Here is a 25122-nt window from a genome sequence, read left to right on the forward strand (position 1 = left end):
TTTTTGCGTTATTTTTTATACTAAAGAAAAAGCAACATAATTTGGAGGAACTATACATGAATCTTTCCGTAACAAAAGAAGCAGCACAATGGTATAAAAATGAATTAAACTTACAATCAAATGAAACACTACGCTTTTTCGTACAATACGGTGGTTGCAGTACTGTGCAAAAAGGACTTTCTTTAGGTATTCGTAAAGATGATCCTGCACACCCTGCTGTTCAAATTCAAGAAGAAGGCATTAACTTCTTTATTGAAGGCGATGATGAATGGTTCTTCGATGGACATAATTTATCTGTTACACTTAACGAAGGTGACGACTTCCCACAATTTAATTATGAAAAATAAAAAAACGTGGCTTCTGCCACGCTTTTTTATTTTTTCTTAATTTCCTCATATTTCGCATACCACTCAGGATATAACTTTTTAAATGATACAGGACGGAACCCTTCTTTTTTCGCACAAATATTCGTCGTACTTGCAGTAATACACAGTTCACCATCACCATTATATATTTCATATCCATATACAACGCGAAGTGGGCTCACAGTATCTACCCATGTTTTTACGATTGCTTTTTCTCCGTAACGCATCGCTTTACGATATGAAATTTGTAAATCTAACACAGGAGAAATAATTCCTTCTTTCTCCATTTCAACATATGAAAAACCTAAATCTTGTATAAGTTTCGTGCGACCTAACTCAAGCCACACTAAGTAGTTTGAATGGTAAACAACACCCATTTGATCTGTTTCCGCATAACGGATTTCAACTTCATGTTCTGCTACAAACATATGTATATTCGCCTTCTTTCACTTCTGCTGCCTTGCATACATTTAATCATAATACAGTAACATCAAAAATAAAATAAAAACAGTGAATCTTTTACTGAAAGGAGCCAGCATATGATTCAAATTGTAACGGTTCGTAGTGGTGATAGCGTATATAGCTTGGCATCAAAATATGGATCAACACCTGACGAAATAGTAATAGACAATGGACTAAATCCAGCTGAAACGCTCGTTGTTGGTCAGGCACTTATCGTTAATACGAAAGGAAATAATTATTATGTACAGCCTGGTGACAGCCTATATCGAATTTCTCAAACATATAATGTCCCCCTCGCTAGTTTAGCTAAAGTTAATAATTTATCTTTAAAATCTATTCTCCATGTCGGACAACAATTATACGTACCAAAAGGTACAAAACGAGCTGTAGAATCCATCGCTTATTTACAGCCTTCCACTATACCGATTAAAGAGAGTTTAGTTAATGCTACACGTGCCATCAATCCATTTTTAACATATTTAGCTTATTTTAGTTTTGAAGCAAAAAGAGATGGCACATTAAAAGAACCTACTGAAACAGCTAAAATCGCTAATATTGCAACGCAAGGTAAAACAATCCCTATGCTCGTTATTACAAATATTGAAAATGGTAATTTCAGTGCCGATCTAACATCGGTTATTTTACGCGACGCAACGATTCAAAACAAATTTATTACAAACATTTTGCAAACAGCTGAGAAATATGGCATGCGAGACGTTCATTTCGATTTCGAAAGTGTAGCACCTGAAGACCGAGAAGCGTATAATCGCTTTTTACGAAATGTAAAAACACGCTTACCTAGCGGGTACACATTGAGCACAACTCTCGTGCCGAAAACAAGTTCAAATCAAAAGGGAAAATTTTTCGAAGCTCACGATTATAAAGCGCAAGGGCAAATTGTTGATTTCGTCGTCATTATGACATACGACTGGGGATGGCAGGGCGGGCCACCGATGGCGATTTCTCCTATCGGTCCTGTAAAAGAAGTACTTCAATATGCAAAATCTCAAATGCCTCCCCAAAAAATTATGATGGGGCAAAATTTATACGGATTTGATTGGAAGCTTCCATTTAAACAAGGAAATCCACCCGCAAAAGCAATTAGCTCTGTCGCAGCTGTTGCACTAGCTCGTAAATATAATGTTCCTATTCGTTATGATTTCACAGCCCAAGCCCCTCATTTTAATTATTTTGATGAAAACGGCGTGCAACACAAAGTTTGGTTTGAAGATTCACGGTCTGTTCAAAGTAAATTCAATTTAATGAAAGAACAAGGTATAGGCGGTATTAGTTACTGGAAAATTGGTTTACCATTCCCGCAAAATTGGCGTTTACTCGTTGAAAATTTTACGATTACGAAAAAGGGCTGACAAAAGTCAGCCCTTTTTTGTACATTTTGTTAAGATTCATCTTTGATTTCACTTTTTAATGAGTCAATACTTTCTAAACGTCTTTGATTTTTTGCTTCAATAGCAGCACGATCTTTTTCATTAGAAAGTTCCGCTGTTTCTTTTGCTTCATTAAAGTTATCAACTGTATTTTGCACCATTTCTTGTAACTTTTCAGCGTTGTCACTTCGATTATCTGGATTTGGCATGTACTTCCCTCCTAATATTGTATATACACACCATCTTAAATTACCTATCTTCCCTCAAATTTATACATAAAAAAGGAGAATGTAATATTCTCCTTTTCTTTAACCGTTATCAACAATCGGTTGTTTACCTGTTTGATCTTGCATTTGCTTTCCTTTATTTCCACCAGCTTTTTTCGATTGTGTTCCAATATGATTTGGTGCAAAGTCTTTTGAATTTTTTTTCGGATTACCCATTACTATCGCCTCCTTAACACTAGTATCGTACTAGTGTTAAGAATTATTCAGCTTGCTTAAAAAGTTTCATTTCATAACGTTTTTCAATGCGCTCTTCAATGCGATCAATTGCATCACGATCGCTTAATAATTGTTGTTTATTTTCATTTACAAGTTCTTCAAATGATTTACGGCGACTTCTTCTCATGTTGTTCACCCTCTCTCCTTCGCTTTCTTATTACATAGTATGAGCAAACAAAAAACTCTTTAATCAGATTTGTAAGAAAATTTTATGTTTTAGTACTCCTAAAAAAACTCCGTGTACAATATATTGCACACGGAGTTTTTTATACCATAATATTTAAATACTCTTTTAACTTTTCATCCGCATTCATTTCATTTTCTTTATAATCATGAAGCGCCTGTAATACAAAATCATACTGCTCTAAAATATAACTTTCTAATTTCATAACATCCTCTAAGCTATTAAGCATAATTCGCGTATTACCAACTTCACTTTTTAACGCTTGTTCACAATTTAAGCTTGTACATATTTCTTTCACATCTTCTTCTAATATGTCTGTTAATACATATTTCTTTCGCCCTTTTACCTTTACTCTCATAACTGGATAAAAAGCTTTTATATCTAAATAACTTCCTACGTTCATACAACGTAGCCATTCTACATTACGTTTATTACGTGCAAGCATTTCTTTCACCGCTTTGTATACTACAATTTCATCAAGTGAGACCTTATTTACTTTTCTCTGTCCTTCTTCTTCAATAGCTGCACACTTTTGATAAACAGCAGCACACGTAATGCAATCGTCAAATGCATTATGAGAGCTTAAACGAATTCCAAGCATTCGTTTTAACGTTTCAAGTTTATGATTAGGCGCATGCTTCATGTATTTCTTCGCTAAAAATACAGTATCAATTACTTTATTTTTAGGTTCAGGCAGCCCCAGCATATTTACATTACTTTTCAAAAAGCGCATATCAAAAGAAGCATTATGGGCCACAATAACATTTGTATGTAAAAATGCTAAAAATAAAGGTAACACTTCTTCAATCGTCGGTGCATCTGAAACGCGATAATTGGTAATACCTGTTAAACTCGTTATTCGGTCCGGAATTGGCCGCTCTGGATTCACGTATGAAACAAATTGATCTACCAGTTCATGATTACGATATTTCACCGCTGCAACTTGAATAATTTTATCATTATAAGGGTTAAATCCTGTTGTTTCAAAATCAATTACAACATAATCTAACGGTAAGGATACATTCCCCACTCCATACACTCCTTTATCTCTAAACGTTTATATTTCTTACATCATATCATGAAGTGATTACTACTTGAAAAAGAAAAGGCAGAAATGGGAACTCTCCATCTCTACCTTTTCACCATTATTTTAACTTAGCAACTCTTTTCTCCATCTCTTTTTGTGTCATCGGCCCAATAAACTTATCTTGAATGACACCTTTTGTATCTATAAAATACGAAGTTGGAATCGTAATTACTTTATACGCTGTTGTCACATCAATGTTCTTGTCCAATAAAATAGGAAAAGTAATTCCTTTTTCTTTAGCAAAATTGCTTACCTTCTCTTCCCCCCCACCTTTTTCTGAAGGCGTATAATTGATCGCTAAAATTTCTACGTTTTCTTTATGTTCTTTATAGAAAGCCTCCATATCCGGCATTTCTTGCTGACATGGTCCACACCACGTAGCCCAAAAGTTTAAAATTACTTTCTTTCCTTTTAAATCCGATAACTTTACATTTGTCCCATCTAACTTAGTTAATTCAAAGTCCGGTGCACTCTTCCCTATCTCAATACCATTCCTTGCGATCATCTCTTTCATAGCAACTTCACTTTTTTCTTGCTTCACTTTTACCGCCTGCTCTTTATGACCAAACTGTTCATAAGCTGCATATCCCGCTAAACAAAGTAACACTACAATAATCATAAGCTTCCGCCACATGTTATATCACCCTAACGTGTTTATCTTCTTTTAATATATCCATTCAAATGCTATATACCTTATTTTAGCTTATACGGACAAGCTTGAAAATATTCACATTCTAAATAATCAGAATTTTTATAAATAATATGAAATATTTACCTTTTAATCATATAATTAGAAATACACGGAACATTTTACAATGAAAGGAGCTCTCATGAATTTATTTGAAAAAATACTTCTATATATTCTTAGTTTTATATTTTTCCCAATCGGAATTATCACATGGATTATCTCACTATTTAGTAAAGATCCTAAAAAAACAAGTTGGACGTATTTGTCTCTATATCGCATTAATCTCATTTATCCTTTTGGCAGGCCTCGGCATTATTACTTTTTTCACAATGACTACCATTACTACTATAGAATAGTTATAGAAAGGATGATTGTTTTGGGAGAACACCCTATCACAAAAGAGCTACGCTATATACGAATATGCTTAGTTATTTTAGTAATCGTTCTTTTATTTTTCAACAGTGAAAAAGTCGTTGAAATTTCTACAAATCATGATTCCATAGAAAATGTTCCCACCAGTAATATGACACAAATTGCGGAAAATACATTCGCTATTCAAGAATATAATCCATTACTAAATAGCGAACATACAATTAAGATTTTTAAATATAATCCAGATACAAATCAACTTACTCTCGTCAAAGAAGTTAATTCTAGTGATCCGAATTCTTATACTTATCAACTTAATGAGACCGAATAAAGTGAAACTTTAATCAGCCCTCACCAATCGGGCTACCCGGCAAATAGCGGAATAAAGATAAGAGCATTACATATCTCTTATCTTTTTGTTTGCAACTCATTGTACAATGAGTTGCAATTTAATAATTCTCTAGGATTCCCACATTCCACAATAATCCCATTCTTCATGACAACAACACAATCTGCTATCATCGCTCTCTCTACATCATGTGTTGCCACAATTCTCGTTACATCTCTTCCTATCCCTTCAATCATATTCCAAACCAATTCTTGATTGCCCGGATCTAACCCAGCCGTCGGTTCATCTAAAATAATAAGAGTTGGATTTGATACAATCGCTCGCAATAAGGCAAGACGTTTTCTTTCGCCTCCTGAAAACTCTTCACCGCTTTTATGTAGCACAGTTTGACTCCCTTCAGGTAACCCTCTAATAATCGGCGTTGCATTTATAAGTTCACTATTTTTTTCTAGCTGATTTTCTAAACCCTCTTCCCCGAAATACATATTCTCTGTTACCGTCGTTCGGAAAAAACGTGGTTCTTGCCACACTGTAGTCATACGAGCTTCATTACCATAATAAGCAATGCTACCGTTAGATGGTTTATACAAGCCCGTTATTAACTTTAAAAGCGTTGTTTTTCCTGCACCGCTTTCTCCCACAATAATAACGAGTTCACCAGGATGAATTTGTAAATCGATATTATGAATTCTACATTTCTCTCCATCATTCTCCTGAAATGAAACATTTGTTATCCTGATCCCCATCGCTCTTTCTACATTGCTATCTGCTGCTCGTTTATTTAAAAAGCAAAAAGCTCTATTTGCCGAAGCGACTGCAACTTGTGTCATTATTAATAAATCGCCCACATAACGGACAGGGAAAAAGAGCATCTCAATTGTCGCTAACACTGCAATGAGTGAACCAACTTCTATTTCTCCCCTCATTATTTTTTGTGCACCTATAATGAGAACAACAATATATGCTCCTGTTTCAATCACCATTCCAACTACTCCAATGCAATGTTGCATCATCGTCTTCTTTACTTCTGATTTATACGATTGTGCTGTTACTCTTTTAAATAAGCGAATTGCCCATTTTTCTTTTTGTAAACTCCGCAAATCTTGTACTCCCTTTACAAACTGTGACACCATCTCTACAACACTTGATTGATTTTTTTGAGAAATGCTTGCAATATCCCTTACTTTTCTCCCATCAGTATTGGAACAATTGCACTTAAAAATAAAAACGGAGTTACCCACAATATAAACTGTATATCTATATGTTGTAGTGCTATGAAAGCTCCAATAAATTGAGCAATAACATGTATATATTCTATTAATATAGAGCCATATAATCTGACCCAGTTCGGAATATCAGACACGACCAAAGTTTCTAACTCTCCTTGCTTAATCTTCTCACTCTCTTCAAACGGTAATGAGAAATAGTGACGCAATAATTCTATACGTTTCGTTTGTAATATACGTTGACTCGATCTTGAACTTATGTAATCAAATAAAAGATTGTTCGTCCACATTAAAAAGCGACTACCCGCAAACAAAGCTATATATAAATACGCACCTTTTAGCTCCCTTTGAATAAGATTGTCTACAATTACTCCTATGAGAATTGGGCGTGATAAATTTAAAATAGCAGCAATAATTCCACTACAAATGGCTGCTATTACTAATATTTTCTCTTGTCGTAACGGCAACAATATTCTTTTAAATCCTTTCATGACGTTCCCTCCACTTTTCCTAGTAAAAAGAAAGGGATGAAACCATATGGTTTCATCCCTTTCCATAAAATAAGGAAGCTAACTATTGTTAGCTTCCTTATTGTTCATTTCAATTATTTAGTTCGACACTTTTGATTCTTCAATTTTCTCACGAAGAACCATTTGCAGAATACCACCGTGACGGTAGTAATCAATTTCAACTTCACTATCGAAACGAGCTACTACTTCAAATTGTTTTTCGTTGCCATCTGCATCAGTTGCAACTACTTTTACAAGATCGCGTGGTCTAACTGTTTTGTCGATTTGAATTTCAAATGACTCGTTACCAACAAGACCTAACGTTTCAGCACTTTCGCCATCTTTAAATTGAAGTGGTAATACACCCATTAACACTAAGTTACTGCGGTGAATACGTTCGAAGCTTTCTGCGATTACTGCTTTAATACCTAATAAGTTAGTACCTTTCGCAGCCCAGTCACGAGAACTTCCCATACCGTAATCTTTACCAGCAACAACTAGAAGACCTGTTCCATCTTCCTTATATTTCATAGCAGCATCATAGATTGATGTTACTTCACCAGTTGGCCAATATGTTGTATATCCGCCTTCTGTTCCTGGTGCGATTTGGTTTTTAATACGGATGTTCGCGAATGTACCACGCATCATAACTTCATGGTTACCACGACGAGAACCGTAAGAGTTGAAGTCAACTGGTTGTACGCCGTTTTCTAATAAGTAGCGTCCAGCTGGTGTGTGCTTACCGATTGAACCTGCTGGTGAAATATGGTCTGTCGTTACAGAGTCACCAAATTTACCAACTACGCGTAAGCCTGATAACGTTTCAACTTCACCTGGCTCTTTAGATAAACCTTCAAAGAATGGTGGGTTTTGAATGTATGTTGAATCATTATCCCAAGTATATAAAGCTTCGTTTGAAGTTTGGATTTCATTCCAACGCTCATTGCTGTTAAATACTTGTGCATATTCTTTCTTGAACAGCTCAGATGTAACAACGCTTTGAACTACATCTTCAATTTCTTTAGCTGATGGCCAAATATCGTTGAAGTAAACAGCATTACCATTTGCATCTTTACCGATTTCATCATTTTTCAGGTCAATATCAACAGTACCTGCAAGTGCATATGCCACAACAAGTGGTGGTGATGCTAAGTAGTTTGCTTTTACAAGTGGGTGAATACGCCCTTCAAAGTTACGGTTACCAGATAAAACAGATGTTACTAGTAAGTCGTTTGCTGCGATTGCTTCTTCTAATTCTGGCGCTAATGGACCAGAGTTACCGATACAAGTCGTACAGCCGTAACCAACTGTTTGGAAACCTAATTGATCTAAATATGTTGTTAAACCTGATTTATCTAAGTATTCAGTAACAACTTTTGATCCTGGTGCTAATGATGTTTTTACATACTCAGGTACTTTAAGTCCTTTTTCAATTGCTTTCTTCGCAACTAAACCTGCCCCGATTAATACGTATGGGTTTGATGTATTTGTACAGCTTGTAATTGCAGCGATTGCAATTGCACCTGTTTTCATCGTTACTTCTTTATCTTCTAATGTAACCTTCACTTCTTTATTGAACTCTTGCTCATTAAATCCAAGTCCTTGTGTTCCAACTGGTGCTACAACAGCTTTGTGGAACGCATCTTTCATATCTGAAAGTGGAATTAAATCTTGCGGGCGTTTCGGTCCAGAAAGGTTAGATTCGATTGTATTTAAATCAATTTCAACAAGATCAGTGTAAATTGGATCTTTGCTGTCTGCTGTATAGAATAGACCATTTGCTTTACAGTATTCTTCAACAACGCGAATTTGTTCTTCATCTCTACCTGTTAAACGTAAGTATTCTAATGAAATATCATCGATTGGGAAGAATCCACAAGTTGCGCCGTATTCTGGTGCCATATTTGAAATTGTTGCACGGTCAGCTAAAGGCATGCTCTTTAGTCCATTACCGAAGAACTCAACGAATTTACCAACTACACCTTTTTGACGTAATACTTGTGTTACTTTTAATGCAACGTCTGTCGCTGTAGTACCACTTGGAAGTGTACCAGTTAATTTCACACCGATTACTTCAGGTACTGGGAAGTATGAAGGCTGTCCAAGCATTCCAGCTTCTGCTTCAATACCACCAACGCCCCATCCAAGAACGCCGATACCGTTAATCATTGTTGTATGTGAGTCTGTTCCAACTAACGAATCTGGATATGCAACTAAATCACCTTCAGCATTTTTCACAGCATGAACAACTGGTGCTAAATATTCAAGGTTTACTTGGTGTACAATACCTGTAGCTGGTGGAACCGCACGGTAGTTATCAAATGATTTTTGTGCCCAGCTTAAAAATTTATAACGTTCTTCATTACGTTTAAACTCTAAGTCCATGTTGAATGCAAGCGCGTCTGCCGTACCCGCTCTATCAACCTGTACAGAGTGGTCAATTACAAGGTCTACAGTAATTTCAGGATTAATTTTGTCAGGATCTCCGCCCATGTCTGCCATTGCTTTACGAAGCGAAGCCAAATCAACAACAGCTGGAACACCAGTGAAATCTTGTAAAATTACACGTGATGGTTTAAATGGAACATCGATATCTTGAACATCTTTCGTTCCCCATTTCGCTAAATTTGTAACATGCTCTTCTGTGATTACACGTCCGTCTACTTGACGAAGTACTGATTCAAGTAAAACTTTCACGGAATATGGTAATTGAGATACGTTGCCAACCCCTGCATTTTCAAGCGCTTTCAAATCATAATAATGATACGTTTTTCCATCTACTTCAAAAGTTGCACGTGATTGAAATGGATTATGTTTGACCATTATGTTTCCCCCCTGTTAAACGTGACTAAGTTGTCTGAATATAAAATGTAGACAAACTTTTCAATACCTTACGATAATATCTTATTACAACTTTCTAAATAAGTAAATAATAAGAAACTTATAGATTATCATAAGTTTTCTTTATGTTTCTAAATTTGAATAGCTTTCATGCTCCTTATGAATACTATTATCATAAAGTAAAGTGCTCTATCAGCAGTTTACTTACAGTTCATACATACTATGAACTGCTCATCATTCAACATACAAAAAATGTTATAGAGGTGAAATAAAATGGGTAAAAGAAAAGCAAATCATACTATTTCAGGAATGAATGCTGCATCTGCACAGGGACAAGGAACTGGTTACAATGAAGAATTTGCAAACGAGCCTTTAACTCCAGCAGAGCGACAAAATAATAAGAAACGTAAAAAGAACCAGTAAAGAAAAATCCCAAAAGGTCTATTTTCCTTTTGGGATTTTTTCTAATGTTTATAACGTAGTAATTCCGAAACCGTTACAAATCGATAGCCCTGCTTTTTCAGCTTAGGTAAAATTTTTGCTAGTGCTGCTACCGTTTGACTACGATCATTTCCTCCATCATGTAACAATACAATATCGCCACTTTTAGCATTTTTCACTACATGATTTACAATGGATTCAACCCCTGGATTTGCCCAATCACGTGGATCTTGATGCCACGACCATAGAACAGTTTGATAACCAGCTTCTTTCGCTGTTTTAAATACAGCATCGTTAATATATCCACCAGGAGGACGGAATAGCAAAGGTTCTTTCACCCATTTTTCAAAAAATTTCTTTCCATCTAAAATATCATTTTCTAATTTTTTATCTGATGAATTACTCGCATACAAATGATTCATCGTATGATTTCCAATTTCATGTCCCTCTTTTAACACTTGCTTCACTAAGTATGGATTGCGCTGAACTCGAAATCCAATCATAAAAAATGTCGCTTCAGCTTTATATTGACGTAATAGATCTAAAACTTGTGGTGTATACGTTGGATCTGGCCCATCATCAAATGTAATTGCAATAATTTTTTCATTATTAGGTACTTCCCATGTTACATAACCAGTTGGTTCTAACTCTTTTCTGAGCAATATTTTCGCTTCCACTTTTTCCACTTGAAATATATGTACTGCGCATAATAAAGAAAAAACGAATAGAAAAATTTTCTGTTTTAGCATAACGTTTACTAAAGCAGCAAGGTTGTCTAATAGACAACAACCTCATTTACTTTTCTAATTGATCTACATTTCGCATTATATTTTGGAGATTATTTTCATATTGCTCAAGTTGTGGACGTTGTGTTTCTGAAGCTACCTCTAGTGCATTTTGAATTTGTTCATATGCTTCCTGAACCTCTTGACGTAACTCTTTTAAATCATGACCGTAGTTAGGGTCATTTTTCACAATATTATTAAATGCATTTTCTGCTTGTGTAACTCCTTGCTGTGCCGCTTGAAAAGCTTGTTGCTTATCTTTATGATATGGCATTATATAATCCCCTTTCTGTAATAGTTAGTCCCCTTTATCTTTACCTTTTTTTCTAAAAACATTCTTGTATAAAATCGTCAACTTCTCTCATTCTAAAAAGAAAGAGGAGGTGTCATATACAATGGGTAAAAACAACCGTGAATCAAAAGAAAAACAAGGACAACCTGAGCCATTAAGCGGATCTCATAAAGTAAAAAACCGTAACCATTCACGCCAAAAAAAACATGCACATCATGATATGTAATAAAAAACATTCACATACAGTGCACATTCAACATAAAATGTTTGTATTTCATCATTTATTCTTCACCTCTGTTTCATTCATGCATAACATGATATGAATTGATATTTTACGGAGGGTGTCTTACATGGGCAAGAAAAAGAAGAATTGTCTTTTTCATGTTGATGGTTTCGAAGAATGGATGGATCAATTTTGTTCCGATTCTTATAGTAACTTTAGCTTTCCAAATCAAATTCACATCGACCTTTGTGAAACTGAAGAAGAATATATTTTGGAAACAGATGTACAAAATGTTTCAGAACAAAATGTACTCATTAAAAAGTTAGAGACAGGCCTAGCTATTTGCATACTTCATAAAAACATTTCCTTACAACGAACAATCCCTTTACCTACTACTATCATTTACAAAAAGATGCTAGCCTGCTTAGAAAACGGATTTTTAGCCATTCATATTTCCAAAAATGAAGTTGCTGATAAGCATGAAAAGAAAGTTCTTTTTTCAAATTAAGAGTTAATATAATACAAACTAAGCCCCAGTTGGTTACTGGGGCTTATGTTATTTCGCATGCATTTCTATATTAGAATTTCTATCATATCTTTTTTTCAATAAACCTTTTGTAACTAAAAGCACAGGAAATGCCACAGTTGAAAATATAGCTAGTGCTGAAAATACTGCAAACCCATTTTGGTACCCGTAGTAATCGAGAAGTACTCCTCCAAACCACGGACCTATTACTGCTCCAATTCCCGAAAAGCCCATCGCACCGAAGTATGTTCCTTTTAGATGCGCAACAGCAATATCATCAATAAATACATCCGTCATTGAAAACATTAATACTTCTCCAATTGTAAAAATAATTGTACAAACGGCAGCACCTAGCATAGATTCTACTATTCCAAAGCCAAACAATCCTCCGCTCACAAATAAAGTCCCCACCATAATTGATGTTAACGGTGTATACTTTTTGCACATTTGAATAACAGGGTATTGGATAATCACTACAACAATTGCATTTAAAGCGAGCATATATGAGAATAGCTTCACTCCATCCTCAAATATATATGCATTTGCAAAATATTGAGATACTGTCGTCGTTAAATGTGAAAAACCGCAATTACTCAAAATAATACCGACTAAAGCAACTAAAAATACTATATCTTTTCGCAATATACGCATTGCATTTAGCATTGTAACAGGTTTTTCTGTCCTCACTTTCTTTTTTTCCATTGGATACTTCTTAAATTGGAACGCTAATATAGCTGTATATAGAATATATACCCCAGCTGCTACTAAAAAAGGAATTGTTGATTTTGCACTCCCAATCTGTAATCCAACAATTGGTCCAATTGCAACTCCAACATTTATTGCACCGTATCGTAAGTTATAGACGAGTAACCGATACTCAGGCTTTGTTAAATCTGATAATAATGCTCTTGATGTTGGCTCAAAAAACGACCTACATAATCCATTTAAAGCGTTTAATAAAAAGAAACTTAAAACATGATCCGCAAGTGAAAAACCTATAAACACAAAAATCCAAACAATCATGGACCAGAGCATAATCGTTTTCCGGCCAAATCGATCTGATAAATTCCCTCCGATAAAACTAGCAAAAACGCCAACAAGTGCACTCGTTCCGATAATAGCACCAGTCATTCCAGCTGATACACCTTTAACAGTCGTTAAATAAATCGCTAAAAAAGGGATACTCATTGAAGTTGCAAACCTAGCAAACAATGTCCCTAAAATAATACTCATTCCAAGCGGATGAATATGCTGTAACTTCCCCTTCATCGTTAAACCTACTCTCTCTATTTTCACAAAAAAAGAAAGCAAAGGATCTGCTTTCTTTTCCTTTTTCTATACTTGAGCTGTTGATACCCGAGTTGTTCTCGTTATGTCCATATCAATTCCATATGTGAATTGTAATTCTTTACACACATCTTTAATTAAGATTACGACATTATACTTTTCATTAAATTGTAAAACGATGTTTTCTACTTCTTCATATGTATACTTATATTCCCCTGTAATGACACTTTTTAGATCAAAGCATTCGTTAATACAAAGTTGTACAAGTAGCTGGTCATATTTCTCTATTACATCTTCTTTCTTCCAAAGTAACTCTTTTACATATAATCGATCAAACTTCACACTTTCTCGATTACAATCCGTTAAAATCCGGGTCATTTCGTTTAATTCTCGATATAATTCGGAAATATTTCTGCTTAAACTAAGCAGTTTATCTACGCCGTTTTCATATAACATATTTATTCCACCCCCGCATTTTCTTTCCCTTATTATAGCAAGAAAATTCTAAAAATAGTTTCTTTCTTCTGAAATATTAGGAAACTAATTTCAATTGCTTTACAATGAAACTAGTTAATGCGAGAGGAGAAAGAAAATTGGGACACAAATTATATTACACTGACGCTTATAAGCAAGACTTTACTACTAAAATTATAAAGCAAGATTATGATAAAGATGGTAACTTATACGTTGTTTTGAATGAAATAGCATTTTATCCGACAGGTGGCGGACAACCATATGATACTGGTACATTAAATGATATAAATGTAATCAATGTAGAAGAGATAAACGGAGAAATTCGTCACTACATCGCAGAACAATTACATACAGAAGACGTAGAAGGTAAAATTAATTAGGAGCGCCGTTTTGATCATATGCAACAACATGCAGCTCAGCACATTTTATCTGCTGTTTTTTGGGACTATTTCAACATACCTACGATTGGATTCCATCTTGGAAAAGAAACGATAACAATTGATTTAGAAACAGAAAATCTGCATGCAGAAACGGTTGAAAAGGCAGTACAAATTGCCAATAAAATCGTTTTTGAAAACCACCCAATCCGTATAGAGTGGATGAACTTAGAAGAAGCAAAAACATTACCTCTTCGTAAAGAACCAACTATGACAGAGAATATACGTGTTGTTATTATCGAAAATTACGACTACAATGGCTGTGGTGGAACCCATCCGAAATGCACTGGTGAAGTTGGTCCTATTCAAGTACTAGGATGGGAGCGCAATAAAGGTGGTATACGCTTAACCTTTATCGCTGGTTGGCGTACACTTAAATTAATGAGGCAACAGCAACAAATTATGAAAGATGTTTCCAAACAATTAAACAGTAGCGAAACTGATATCCCAGCAAAAGTAGCACAGCTTCTTACCTCTCAAAAGGAAAACGAAAAAACAATACAAACAATGAATGAAAAATTATTATTTGCAGAGGCAAATGAATTACTGCAACAGCCCACCGAAATACATGCTGGGTTACTTATTTCTAAAGCATTTACAGATCGTTCTATGCAAGAAATTGCAAAACTATCAGCTATCATTACAGAACAACAAGAGCATGCAATTACGTATTTCGTCATCGAAAATGATGACAAACTACAATGTATTCTCGCTTGCGGAAAAACAGTAACGCTCGATATGAATGCTCTTTTAAAAGATGCTCTTCCTGCAATTGAAGGAAAAGGTGGCGGAAATAAAAAGAGTGCACGCGGCGGCGGAAAAGCGGTTATGAACGGGGACGAGTTTTTAAATCAGCTTGTTTCTTCTTTACAGCCAGCAGTATAAAACATGTTTATGAAGGATAGCTAACGGCTATCCTTCAACTATATTTACAGGCCTATATTTCGTTTTAACCCTTGATAACTTCCTGCATTTGCAAAACCGCCACTTATAAGATTGATAAAAGTTTCCGAAAAACCATAATAACTTAATTCGTTAATCGGTACCATTTGCACATCATGAATCGGATTATGATCGAACTCGTTAGAAGGTAGTGTAATTTCACCTTCAATCCTTTCAAGCAGAAACGTAATATGTAACAAAGATGGACTAGCATCTGGTTTATCACAAACATAGAGTAGCTTCTTAATTTTAACTTCTAATCCCGTTTCTTCTCTCATTTCTCGAATCATCGCCTCTTCTAACGTTTCACCATTCTCTACCCTTCCTCCAGGTAAAGACCAATCGCGATTAGCCACTTTTTGCTTTACTAGCAATACTTTTTCATCTTCAATTAAAATTCCCGTAATACGAACTTGCATTACATTTTCCATATGTAATCTCCTCTTCCTGTTATATTTACAAATTAATCCTTCCACAAAAAGAACATACGTTTTATAATTAAAGAAAATTATGGAAGAAAGAAGTTGTTATATTCATGCGTCCACCTTTAACAAAATCTATATCACTTAAAGATTTTCAAAACTATTATTGGTTAAAAGCAGAACTGCAAACATTTTGTCGCGAGCATGGTTTGCCAGCTAGTGGCTCTAAGACCGAAATAACCGAGCGTATCTCACATTATTTAACTACGGGGAAAGTCTTAAAAAACAGCTCTGTGCAAAAAGTGAGCAAAGCTCCCCTCTCTTATAAAGACCTTTCTCTTCAAACGATTATTACTAAAAATCACCGCTGTAGCGAAGATGTTCGTGCTTTTTTCAAAGAAAAAATCGGAACAAACTTCCGCTTTACAGTAGCTCTTCAAAAATTTTTTAAAGAAAATGTTGGAAAAACATATGAAGACGCGGTAGCTTTTTGGCATGAAGAAAACGAACGAAAAAAAGACCCTACATACAAAACAACTATCGGTGCACAATTTGAATACAATCGCTTTACTCGTGACTTTTTCGAAGATCCAAATAATAAAGGAAAAGCAAAAGCTGATGCGATTGCTGCTTGGAATGAAATAAAAGCAAAACCTGGTAGCAATGTTTATGTTCCTCAAAAAGTAGAAAACTAGTTCCTTTCTAGTCTTCTACTTTCTCAAATAATAGCGCAACCCCTATCCCGCCTCCAATTCCTAATGTAGCAATTCCATATTTCATATGCTCTCTTTGCGCCTGATAAAATAAACGTGTTACAAGCATAGCCCCAGATGCACCGTACGGATGACCGAGCGCAATTGCCCCACCATTTACATTTAATTTTTCATACGGAATTTGTAACTCCTTTGCACAAGCTACAACTTTTGAGGCAAATGCTTCATTTATTTCAAAATAATCGATGTCCTCTACTTTCATATTCATTTCGTTTAATAATTTGTTCACCGCAAATATTGGACCAGTTCCTGGAAGATTGGGATCTACTCCAACTACAGCACTACGAACGAAACGAAGTACAGGTTTATAACCTAACTTTAAGGCTTGTCCCTCTTCCATTACAAGAACAGCACATGCCCCATCATTTACACCACATGAATTACCTGCCGTCACTGTTCCATTTTGTAAAAATGCGGGCTTTGTTCTTTTAATGATTCGTTCATAATTCATTTCTAGCTTTATAGATTCATCTAATAATCCATTAAAAGAAAATATTTCATCATGTATATAGCCTTTTTCTAACGCTTGCAATGTCCGCTTATAACTAAGACAAGCGTACTCGTCTTGCATTTCTCTCGTTATGTTATAACGCTCCGCAACATATTCAGCCGCTACTCCCATGTCAGGATCACCAATTGTTTCAGGTGAAAATCTTGCTCTTTTTTGAAAAGGTGACGTACTTGTACTCTCTACTCCTCCTGCAATATAGCAATTACCTGCTCCGCCTTGAATGAAATGACATGCAGTGCGAATTGCTTCTAATCCGGCACCACATTGCCGATCAATCGTTACACCAGGAATATGATAGCCAAGTCCTGCCGCTAAAGCAGATAATCTTGCAACATTCCCTCCTGGCCCAACAACATTACCTAATATGACATCATCTATTTCCCTCTCAATCCCTTTACTTAAAAACGTAAGAAGCGGCGTTGCTAATTGCTGAACTTCATACTCTTTTAACATCCCATTCTTCTTACCAATAGGTGTTCTTTTCGCCTCTACAATAACTGCTCTATTCATATATTTTCTCCCGGTTTTCAATCATACTTTTTGCTTCCATACGAGCGATTTTCCCACTATTTGTATAAGGTATTCCATCTACAAAATGCCATTCTTTCGGTATTTTAAAAGAGGATAATCTCTGTAAGCAAAAACTCTTTAATTGTTGTTTCGTAGCACTTCCTTTTACGATCGCGACGGGCTTTTCACCCCAGTAACTATCTTTCACACCAATTACAACTATTTCATCGACAGCTGGGTGTTCATGTAATACACTTTCTATTTCTTCTGGATAAATATTGATTCCTCCAAATAAAATCATATTCTTCTCTCTACCAACAATATATATAAAGCCTTCTTCATCTTCATAGCCTACATCTCGCACTGTCATCCAGCCTTCTGCATTCAACTCCCGTGTTAAAACCCCATCTATTATGTATCCCATAAAAAACTGATCACTTTTCACATAAACAGTTCCTATCTCGCCTTTCGGTACTTCTTTTCCCACTTCATTACATATTTGAACCTGCACATTGTGACAAGGTTTTCCTACTGAATTTGGCCTTCTTTCGCTTTCTGCATCGACTAGTGCTGTTACAAAACTTAACTCTGATGCACCATAAAATTCATATCTTTTCGCATAAGGAAATATACTCTTTATTTTTTCTTTCGCTTCAGCTTCCCATTTCGCTCCTGATGAAATAATTTTCATTTTATTTTCTATTACTCTATTTTCTTTATATAAAGATTCAAGCATTGTCGGAACTGTATACATAACTGATATATTTTCAGTTTCTAACTTATCTAGTACTTGATTTGGAATGAACTTTCTCATAATGTACACCGTTTGTCCTACATATAATGCACTTATTGCCCCGTATAAGAAAAGAGAATGAACGAGCGTCCCAGCTATTAAAATCGAATCCTCCCTTTTCATATAAAAGTCATGTACATTACAATCAAAACTATGAACCCACGATTGTTGTGCACGTAAAAATGCTTTTGCTGTTCCTGTTGATCCTGATGTAAATCCCATATAAAAAGGAGCATGTTGTACACTTTCTACAGTGGAATATGTAGGAAGATATTTCTCTATCATTCTTTTCCACTCATCAATTTCAATTACTCTTCCTTCTTCATCCAATAGATCATTCACCTTATATCGTTCTGTCACAATCATATCCGGATTACTAATTTCAATTCTTTCTCTGAGCTCATCTTGTTTCCACTTTATATCTAACGGAACACAAACCCACCCGGCCATAGCGGCACCAGAAAATAGTTGTAAAAACTCTATACGATTTTCTAATAGGATTGCTATCGTTTTATTCTTCAATTTTTTTTCATTTAACCAGCTTGCTACTTTACAAACTGATTCAAACCACTCTTTATATGTTAAAACTCTATCATTTTCCTTTATCGCTATTTTATTTGGTTGTAAAGAGGCATGCTTTTTATATTCTTTTGTAATCCCCATATGAGATGTCCTTTCTTTACAAAAATAATAAAAAGAAACACGCAATAAACGTGTTTCTTCCCTTTATCATCCCGCATTTGTATATTTTCCATTCTTTAAAGCGGGTGTAATAATATGTTTCAATGAACGATGTAATTTTGTTACGAGAACTGCCGCAATAATTGCTTTTATACAATCCCCTGGTAAAAACACAGCACTCACTTTCATTGTCTCCCATACAGAAACATTCATTAAAAACGCTTGTACAGTAATACCAAATACATAAACTACGAAAATACCACCAATTATATTAATACATAATACTTTTATAATAGAAACTTCACGTAAACGCTCAATTAAATAACCAATAACAAACGCTCCAATGATGTAACCAAGTAAATATCCTGCACTTGGCCCAACAAATACACCAAGGCCACCACGTCCACCAGCAAGTAATGGTGCTCCAACTCCTACAATAAGTAAGAAAATAAGCTGACTTAACGCACCTAGACGTGATCCTAACAACCCACCCGCAAGCATAACACCGAGTGATTGCAATGTAATCGGAACTGGTGTAATAGAAAGAGCAATCGGAGGTATTAACCCTAACACTCCCATAATAGAACTAAATAAAGCGACGAAAACTAAATTTTTTGTATTCATATTTGCTTCTCCTATTTGTAAACTTAAAATGTTTCTCAGATAACATATTACAGGAGTTATATTATCTTTCTATTTAGTTTTTGTCAACCAGTTAAACATATTAGTTTACAAATATAAATTCAATTATTTCTCTTTATGCAAATGCTCAAGTTCTTTCCGAAGCGCCTGCTTTAAAAACTTCCCAACAGATGTTTTCGGTATTTCTTCCATAAATACAATATCATCTGGTAACCACCACTTCGCAAACTGTGGTTTTAAAAACTCATATATTTCTTCTTTCGTTACTGTACTATTTTTCTTTTGAACGACGCAGGCAACAGGTCGCTCTTGCCACTGAGGGTGAGGAATTGCAACGACAGCCGCTTCAAATATAGCATCATGTGCCATTAAAGCATTTTCAAGATCGACAGAAGAAATCCATTCTCCCCCGCTTTTAATAACATCCTTCGTACGGTCAACAATTTTCACGCAACCTTCCTCATCCACTGTGACAACATCACCAGTATATAACCATCCATCGCGAAACCCTTCGACAGTACGATCATCGTTATAATAGCTTTCAGCGATCCACGGTGCTCGTAAACATAATTCTCCCATCTCAGTACCATCCCACTTCACTTCACCATTTGTCCCGACTACTTTCATCTCGACACCAGGTACAAGATATCCTTGTTTAGAGCGAATTTCTAGTTGCTCTTCATACGATAATTCCGTTTCATAACTTTTCAAACGTGCAAGTGTTACGAGTGGACTCGTTTCAGTCATACCATATGCATGTATGAACGGAACATTATGTTTCTGTTCAAATGCTTTAATAACACTTTTCGGCGCCGCTGCACCTCCGCATAGTATTCTCGTCATACTAGATAAATCGTAACTATTATTTTCTAACTCTTGTAATACGCCGAGCCAAATTGTCGGCACACCCGCAGCTAACGTCACTTTTTCTGATTGAATCATCTCTAATAAAATTTTCGGAGTAAACATCGGTCCAGGAAGAACTTGTTTTGATCCAAACCAAGTAGCAGCGAAAGGAAGTCCCCAAGCGTTCACATGAAACATAGGGACGATTGCCATTGCTGCATCACTTTCCGATAAAGCAGCTGTATCAGCTAAACCGAGTGCCATACAATGCAAAACAGTACTACGATGCGTATATACAACACCTTTTGGATTTCCTGTAGTCGCTGACGTATAACACATACCAGCAGGTGTATTTTCATCAATATCTTTTACAAATTGGAAATTTGGATTGCCTTCTTCTAATAGCTTTTCATAATGATATACAGGTTCCAGCGTAGTATTTGGGAGTTCATCTTTATCAGTCATAATAATGTAAGCTTGTACAGTTGATAATTGTGATTGAATATTTTCAACGAGTGGTACGAGATCTTCATCTATAAGTAGAACTCGGTCTTCTGCGTGCTGAATAATGTATGAAATATGTTGAGGAGATAAACGAATATTAATTGTGTGCAAAACAGAAGCAATACCTGGAATAGCAAAATACGCTTCCACATGTCGATGATGGTTCCACGCTAATGTTCCTACACGTTCACCTTCTTTAATTCCAAGCTTTTTCAACGCACTGGAAAGTCTTCTCGTCCTTTCCCCTAACTGCTTATACGTTAACGTTGTAACTGTATCATGTGTCCGTGAAACAATTTCTTTCTTCGAAAATAGTTTCTCTGCTCTTTCCATCATAGAACTAATTGTTAGCGGTACGTTCATCATCATATTGGTTATATCCCCCTTTAAAGCGTTCTCATTTTTTGTTTATTATAACAGACTTCTGCAAATAACCACTATATTTTTCTGTATTTTCTGAATTATTTTCTTGGAAATAATTCAGAACGATAAAAAACATGTTTTGAATACATTGATTCGAAACATGTTTTTTTATCTTTTATAAACTATCTACCTTTTTTCTCACTTTCTTTTTCAGTTTAAAAATAAGACGATTACTATATTCTTTATTTTCTACTAAGATCCGATATATCTCCCATACTCCTAACACACGAACAAAAAGATAAACTCCGATAGCAATAAGTACAACACAATAAGGGTAGTACTGCACAAGCTCTCCTGAAGTAATTCGTTTTTTCTCAAATAAAAACGGTATCGCGCCTGCTGCTATAAAACAAAATCCAACGATCATTACTGCAGCATACTTCTTCTTAATAATCGCATATCTTTTTGTCAATTCTTTTAGAAAGTTTTGATCAAATAGTAGTTCTTCCTTTTTCAATACATTGTATCGACTCTCTTCTATTGTTACAGATGCCATCATTGCTCCAATCCCAAGCACTGCAATGATAATGACAAGAAACGTAGACATTGTCGCATTTTCTTTAAATAATAAGTACGGTATTGTAGATAAAATAAGCAAACTAAATCCTAACGCAATATATTTAGAAATTTTTTGTCCATACACTACATACCCTTCTGCCATTTCCTTACTTACATAGTAACCATTTTTCTTTTCGTTACTTTGCTCTGCAGTTTCTTTTAATAAATAGTCGAGTGATACTTCAAATACATTTCCAATCATTATTAATTTTTCAGTTTCAGGAAAACCTTGACCGTTTTCCCATTTACTAACTGCTTGCCTTGTGGTATTTAATTTTTCAGCTAATGCTTCTTGAGAAAGGCCCTTTTCCTTTCTTAATCTAAAAAGCTTTTCACCAAATCCCATATGTGTGTCCCCCTTTGTTTTCTTACCTAAATTGTATGTAAACATTGCCCTTATCTCTATCTTCCTGCGGTTGCACTTTGTCAACTTGCGGTTGCGATTGTGTTATATAGCGTTTTTTTTCTATACTTAGAACGTTAATAAAAATAGCGCTTCCTAATAGTCCATTTGTTGTTATCAAAATAAAAAAACTCCTTAATTCATTTAAAGGAGTTTTCAATGTAAGATATTTCATTGATTCATATATCTTTCTCTAGATATAAAATACCTTTTTGTATCACGATTCTTACCTTTAATAAACATATCCTTCTGAATTGTATATTTGTACTCCATATTCAAACGTTTCATTAATTTTTCAGATGCTTCATTTTCTGAATCACATCCCGCTTCAATACTATTAAGATGCAATTCATGAAAACCATAGTAGAAAAAAGCTAACACAGCCTCCGTAGCTAATCCTCTTCCCCAATATTTTCGAGATAAGGCGTATGCAATTTCTGCTGTATGTGTGACCAAATCATATTTTATAAATCCACACGTGCCTATAAGTTTTTTTCCTCTTTTAATAAAATTCCAAGAGGTGCTACTTGCCCTCCATTGTACTGACCCACAATTTCTTCTATATAGTTATATGTGTCACATAACGATCGATGAGCATCCCATACAGTAAAAGTTGTCATCTCTTTATCTGTAGCATACTCATATATATGTAAACTATCACTCATATTCATTTTCCTTAACATAAGTCGTTTCGTATACAAAGTTGGATATGACCATTTCTCAATGATCATAACGGCTTCTGCTTAAACTTTTCATAATTCCTTACCTTTAGTAAAAGGATATTCCCACAATCTGTACAAATATAAGCATCCACCGGCGAAGATGTAAACATCGTTTCCTTTTTCCGTATTTGTGCATATCCGACAAACTCACCTTCTCCTATGTTTTGAGAACCACAATTAGAGCATGTCTGCACGGTTTTTTGTTTCATGAGAGCACCACCTTTAATCTGTTTCCACTCCCTTCGACAGCTCACTTCCATTTCCCTTCCAAAAAACCTCTTATTCTCTCATATTTCAACAGGAATCTCAAAACAAAAATCGTATATGTACTATGAAATATATTTATTAACGGAGGAATTTTATGACTACTGTTATGACACTTGATATAGCAACAGAAATTGAAAATGCAGAAATTGATATGCTCTCTTCTAGATTAGAGAGACTACAAACAATGAGCGGAAACCCAATGCAAGTGCAAATGAAAAAATTCGGTAGTGCCACTGCCTTTTCATCAAAAATAATTGCTGGTCCTGCTTTTAATACGGTAAAAGGTATTACAAATGCAGATGCGATTGATGCAATCATTTCTTATTATGAATCACTACAAATCCCTTGTCGTTTTGAAATTACCCCAGCACAAGGTACAACTGAATTATTTCAATACTTATCTCAAAAAGGATTTTATCAATCTAGCTTCCATACTGCTTTGTATAGTATACCGAGAGAGGGTTCATCACTTCTTCCTTCTAATATTACAATACGAAAACTAAAAGAAAATGAGTTTGATATTTTTGCAGACATTTATGTACGTGGATTTAATATGCCATCCTTTACAAAAGATGGCGTCCGCCAAAATAACGAAATTCTCTACAATAAACCTGGCTGGTATTTTTTCATAGCCGAAGTTCAAAACACTCCTGCGAGTATAGGAGTTCTCTATATAAATAACGGTGTTGCTTCATTAGCTTCTTCTGCTACTTTGCCAGAATTTCAACGTAAAGGCTGTCATACCGCATTAATTCAAAAACGAATTGAAATAGCTATTGAAGCCAATTGTAAGTTAATAGTTGGACAAGCAAGGTTCGGTAGCGGCAGTCAAAATAATATGGAACGTGCCCATATGAAAATTGCTTATACGAAATCTATATGGACTGCAAAAGAAATATAATTAACACTCTTTCTCTTCTCATTACAATTTTATACATTTCATGACAATTCCTTTTCTATCCTATTAATCATTTGAATATTCGAACTAGATTTGATACGCTATTACTAGATACATCATTCAACTTGCAATATGAAAAGAGAATTCTAATCAAACTACAAGGAGGAGAAATGTATGACTAAACATGATCATGGTTTAAAAGAAAAAGTAGAAGGTGCCATTGATAAGGTAAAAGGTGAAGTAAAAGAAGTTGTTGGGAAAGTAACTGACAATAAGAAATTACAAGCTGAAGGAAAATGGGATAAGGTGAAAGGCACTGCTAAAGATACAGTTGGTAATGTGAAAGAAAAAGTACATGAATATAAGGAACATAAGGAACATAAGAAAGAAAAATAAAAAAGAGCCCATTGGTCATCTCCCTGTCAAGTAGACAGTAATAAAAAGAGTATTATGCCACGGCCTTTTCCCGATATTCTATCGGGGAAAGGCCGTGAAGTTTTTCTTGGAATCTTTCTGTATTATAAAATTGAATATATTCTTGAATTGCTCGGTAGGCCATTTCATATGTTTTTGGGCACACTAAATACAACTTCTCTGTTTTTAAATGTGAGAAGAATGATTCGATACACGCATTATCAAAACAGTTTCCACGTCTAGAATGACTACCGACAAATCCTAATTTCTCTAACTGTTTTGCGTAGGATTTAGATGTATATTGAAACCCTTGATCTGAATGGAAAAGGGGCTTAGTAGTTAATGACTTCCCTTCTAATTGACGTAATGTAGTTAAA

The 25122-nt window shown here is 35.2% G+C and carries 28 protein-coding genes and 4 pseudogenes; 11 read left to right on the plus strand and 21 right to left on the minus strand.

Going from position 1 to position 25122, the window contains the following annotated elements:
• Window positions 1-56: 56 nt before the first annotated feature.
• Complete coding sequence (locus BAQ53_RS16820) at window positions 57-347, plus strand: HesB/YadR/YfhF family protein (protein ID WP_001054453.1); 291 nt, start codon at window positions 57-59, stop codon at window positions 345-347.
• Between the two features lie 26 nt (window positions 348-373).
• Here BAQ53_RS16820 and BAQ53_RS16825 read toward each other — a convergent pair whose 3' ends face one another.
• Complete coding sequence (locus BAQ53_RS16825; protein WP_000495812.1) at window positions 374-793, minus strand: acyl-CoA thioesterase; 420 nt, start codon at window positions 791-793, stop codon at window positions 374-376.
• 111 nt (window positions 794-904) lie between these two features.
• Between BAQ53_RS16825 and BAQ53_RS16830 the strand changes: the two genes are divergently transcribed.
• On the plus strand, window positions 905-2197 hold the full coding sequence (locus tag BAQ53_RS16830) for a glycoside hydrolase family 18 protein (RefSeq protein WP_208906005.1): 1293 nt from the start codon (window positions 905-907) through the stop codon (window positions 2195-2197).
• Between the two features lie 29 nt (window positions 2198-2226).
• On the opposite strand, the gene tlp is transcribed toward BAQ53_RS16830, so the two are convergent.
• The 5 genes from tlp to BAQ53_RS16855 all read right to left on the minus strand — a co-directional run bounded on the left by tlp (window position 2227) and on the right by BAQ53_RS16855 (window position 4623).
• Window positions 2227-2424, minus strand: coding sequence for a small acid-soluble spore protein Tlp (gene tlp, locus BAQ53_RS16835; protein ID WP_001133511.1), 198 nt, complete (start codon window positions 2422-2424; stop codon window positions 2227-2229).
• A 99-nt stretch (window positions 2425-2523) separates the two neighbouring features.
• Window positions 2524-2658 carry an acid-soluble spore protein SspN gene (sspN, locus tag BAQ53_RS16840; protein WP_000527987.1) on the minus strand — a complete coding sequence of 45 codons (135 nt, stop codon included), beginning with the start codon at window positions 2656-2658 and terminating at the stop codon, window positions 2524-2526.
• 43 nt (window positions 2659-2701) lie between these two features.
• Window positions 2702-2845 (minus strand): FbpB family small basic protein, encoded by a 144-nt coding sequence (locus tag BAQ53_RS16845; RefSeq protein WP_001254699.1) that lies wholly within the window; start codon window positions 2843-2845, stop codon window positions 2702-2704.
• Window positions 2846-2984: 139 nt separating this feature from the next.
• Complete coding sequence (locus tag BAQ53_RS16850; protein WP_208906007.1) at window positions 2985-3932, minus strand: 3'-5' exonuclease; 948 nt, start codon at window positions 3930-3932, stop codon at window positions 2985-2987.
• Window positions 3933-4047: 115 nt separating this feature from the next.
• The gene (locus BAQ53_RS16855; RefSeq protein ID WP_000269041.1) at window positions 4048-4623 is read right to left on the minus strand and encodes a TlpA family protein disulfide reductase; all 576 of its coding nucleotides are present in this window, start codon (window positions 4621-4623) and stop codon (window positions 4048-4050) included.
• A gap of 196 nt (window positions 4624-4819) precedes the next feature.
• Here BAQ53_RS16855 and BAQ53_RS16860 point away from each other — a divergent pair.
• Window positions 4820-5033: pseudogene (locus BAQ53_RS16860) on the plus strand (hypothetical protein).
• An 11-nt stretch (window positions 5034-5044) separates the two neighbouring features.
• A complete protein-coding gene (locus tag BAQ53_RS16865) occupies window positions 5045-5377 on the plus strand; it encodes a YmzC family protein (protein WP_074593090.1) in 333 nt (110 codons plus the stop codon).
• A gap of 77 nt (window positions 5378-5454) precedes the next feature.
• On the opposite strand, the pseudogene BAQ53_RS16870 reads toward BAQ53_RS16865, so the two are convergent.
• Both BAQ53_RS16870 and acnA read right to left on the minus strand, forming a co-directional pair.
• Window positions 5455-7112, minus strand: a pseudogene (locus tag BAQ53_RS16870) (ABC transporter ATP-binding protein).
• Window positions 7113-7229: 117 nt separating this feature from the next.
• On the minus strand, window positions 7230-9953 hold the full coding sequence (acnA, locus tag BAQ53_RS16875; protein ID WP_208906017.1) for an aconitate hydratase AcnA: 2724 nt from the start codon (window positions 9951-9953) through the stop codon (window positions 7230-7232).
• Between the two features lie 291 nt (window positions 9954-10244).
• Here acnA and sspO point away from each other — a divergent pair, with 291 nt between their 5' ends.
• Window positions 10245-10394 (plus strand): small acid-soluble spore protein SspO, encoded by a 150-nt coding sequence (gene sspO / locus BAQ53_RS16880; protein ID WP_000518057.1) that lies wholly within the window; start codon window positions 10245-10247, stop codon window positions 10392-10394.
• 41 nt (window positions 10395-10435) lie between these two features.
• Here sspO and pdaB read toward each other — a convergent pair whose 3' ends face one another.
• Both pdaB and BAQ53_RS16890 read right to left on the minus strand, forming a co-directional pair.
• Window positions 10436-11161, minus strand: a complete 726-nt coding sequence (gene pdaB / locus BAQ53_RS16885) for a polysaccharide deacetylase family sporulation protein PdaB (RefSeq protein ID WP_208906019.1) — start codon at window positions 11159-11161, stop codon at window positions 10436-10438.
• A 46-nt stretch (window positions 11162-11207) separates the two neighbouring features.
• Entirely contained in the window at window positions 11208-11471 is a 264-nt protein-coding gene (locus tag BAQ53_RS16890) for a hypothetical protein (protein WP_001146295.1), read from the minus strand.
• A 121-nt stretch (window positions 11472-11592) separates the two neighbouring features.
• On the opposite strand from BAQ53_RS16890, the gene BAQ53_RS16895 reads away from it, so the two are divergent.
• Both BAQ53_RS16895 and BAQ53_RS16900 read left to right on the plus strand, forming a co-directional pair.
• A complete protein-coding gene (locus BAQ53_RS16895) occupies window positions 11593-11715 on the plus strand; it encodes a small acid-soluble spore protein P (protein ID WP_000517653.1) in 123 nt (40 codons plus the stop codon).
• A gap of 124 nt (window positions 11716-11839) precedes the next feature.
• Window positions 11840-12220, plus strand: a complete 381-nt coding sequence (locus BAQ53_RS16900; RefSeq protein ID WP_000516756.1) for an Hsp20/alpha crystallin family protein — start codon at window positions 11840-11842, stop codon at window positions 12218-12220.
• Window positions 12221-12268: 48 nt separating this feature from the next.
• On the opposite strand, the gene BAQ53_RS16905 is transcribed toward BAQ53_RS16900, so the two are convergent.
• Together BAQ53_RS16905 and BAQ53_RS16910 are read right to left on the minus strand one after the other, a co-directional pair.
• Complete coding sequence (locus tag BAQ53_RS16905; RefSeq protein ID WP_000676809.1) at window positions 12269-13507, minus strand: MDR family MFS transporter; 1239 nt, start codon at window positions 13505-13507, stop codon at window positions 12269-12271.
• Window positions 13508-13573: 66 nt separating this feature from the next.
• Window positions 13574-13981 (minus strand): hypothetical protein, encoded by a 408-nt coding sequence (locus tag BAQ53_RS16910; RefSeq protein ID WP_000965150.1) that lies wholly within the window; start codon window positions 13979-13981, stop codon window positions 13574-13576.
• 137 nt (window positions 13982-14118) lie between these two features.
• Here BAQ53_RS16910 and BAQ53_RS16915 point away from each other — a divergent pair.
• Window positions 14119-15321, plus strand: a pseudogene (locus tag BAQ53_RS16915) (alanyl-tRNA editing protein).
• Between the two features lie 44 nt (window positions 15322-15365).
• Here BAQ53_RS16915 and BAQ53_RS16920 read toward each other — a convergent pair.
• The gene (locus BAQ53_RS16920; RefSeq protein ID WP_208906027.1) at window positions 15366-15809 is read right to left on the minus strand and encodes an NUDIX hydrolase; all 444 of its coding nucleotides are present in this window, start codon (window positions 15807-15809) and stop codon (window positions 15366-15368) included.
• 104 nt (window positions 15810-15913) lie between these two features.
• On the opposite strand from BAQ53_RS16920, the gene BAQ53_RS16925 reads away from it, so the two are divergent.
• A complete protein-coding gene (locus tag BAQ53_RS16925; RefSeq protein ID WP_001247756.1) occupies window positions 15914-16495 on the plus strand; it encodes a DUF6434 domain-containing protein in 582 nt (193 codons plus the stop codon).
• Between the two features lie 7 nt (window positions 16496-16502).
• On the opposite strand, the gene BAQ53_RS16930 is transcribed toward BAQ53_RS16925, so the two are convergent.
• From BAQ53_RS16930 to BAQ53_RS16960, 7 genes and pseudogenes are all read right to left on the minus strand, one after another.
• Entirely contained in the window at window positions 16503-17594 is a 1092-nt protein-coding gene (locus BAQ53_RS16930; RefSeq protein WP_001078000.1) for an acetyl-CoA C-acyltransferase, read from the minus strand.
• Entirely contained in the window at window positions 17587-19050 is a 1464-nt protein-coding gene (locus BAQ53_RS16935) for an acyl-CoA synthetase (protein WP_208906030.1), read from the minus strand. The genes BAQ53_RS16930 and BAQ53_RS16935 overlap by 8 nt, the downstream gene beginning before the upstream one ends.
• A 66-nt stretch (window positions 19051-19116) precedes the next feature.
• Window positions 19117-19692, minus strand: coding sequence for a biotin transporter BioY (locus BAQ53_RS16940; protein ID WP_001093336.1), 576 nt, complete (start codon window positions 19690-19692; stop codon window positions 19117-19119).
• A 123-nt stretch (window positions 19693-19815) separates the two neighbouring features.
• On the minus strand, window positions 19816-21429 hold the full coding sequence (locus BAQ53_RS16945) for a long-chain fatty acid--CoA ligase (protein ID WP_000980210.1): 1614 nt from the start codon (window positions 21427-21429) through the stop codon (window positions 19816-19818).
• 169 nt (window positions 21430-21598) lie between these two features.
• Window positions 21599-22387: a helix-turn-helix domain-containing protein gene (locus tag BAQ53_RS16950; protein ID WP_208906038.1), complete on the minus strand. Its 789-nt coding sequence runs from the start codon at window positions 22385-22387 to the stop codon at window positions 21599-21601.
• 228 nt (window positions 22388-22615) lie between these two features.
• A pseudogene (locus BAQ53_RS16955) lies at window positions 22616-23175 on the minus strand (GNAT family N-acetyltransferase).
• Complete coding sequence (locus BAQ53_RS16960) at window positions 23172-23375, minus strand: hypothetical protein (RefSeq protein WP_208906040.1); 204 nt, start codon at window positions 23373-23375, stop codon at window positions 23172-23174. Before BAQ53_RS16960 ends, BAQ53_RS16955 begins: the two are co-directional and overlap by 4 nt.
• Before the next feature lie 152 nt (window positions 23376-23527).
• Between BAQ53_RS16960 and BAQ53_RS16965 the strand changes: the two genes are divergently transcribed.
• Both BAQ53_RS16965 and BAQ53_RS16970 read left to right on the plus strand, forming a co-directional pair.
• Complete coding sequence (locus BAQ53_RS16965; RefSeq protein ID WP_208906047.1) at window positions 23528-24334, plus strand: GNAT family N-acetyltransferase; 807 nt, start codon at window positions 23528-23530, stop codon at window positions 24332-24334.
• 171 nt (window positions 24335-24505) lie between these two features.
• Window positions 24506-24727 carry a CsbD family protein gene (locus BAQ53_RS16970; protein WP_208906049.1) on the plus strand — a complete coding sequence of 74 codons (222 nt, stop codon included), beginning with the start codon at window positions 24506-24508 and terminating at the stop codon, window positions 24725-24727.
• Window positions 24728-24779: 52 nt separating this feature from the next.
• Here the strand turns inward: BAQ53_RS16970 and BAQ53_RS16975 are convergent.
• A partial coding sequence (locus tag BAQ53_RS16975) for an IS3 family transposase (protein WP_208906051.1) occupies window positions 24780-25122 on the minus strand: 343 nt, incomplete at its 5' end.

This window comes from Bacillus sp. B25(2016b) (assembly GCF_001679765.1).
GTDB classification, from domain to species: domain Bacteria; phylum Bacillota; class Bacilli; order Bacillales; family Bacillaceae_G; genus Bacillus_A; species Bacillus_A thuringiensis_K.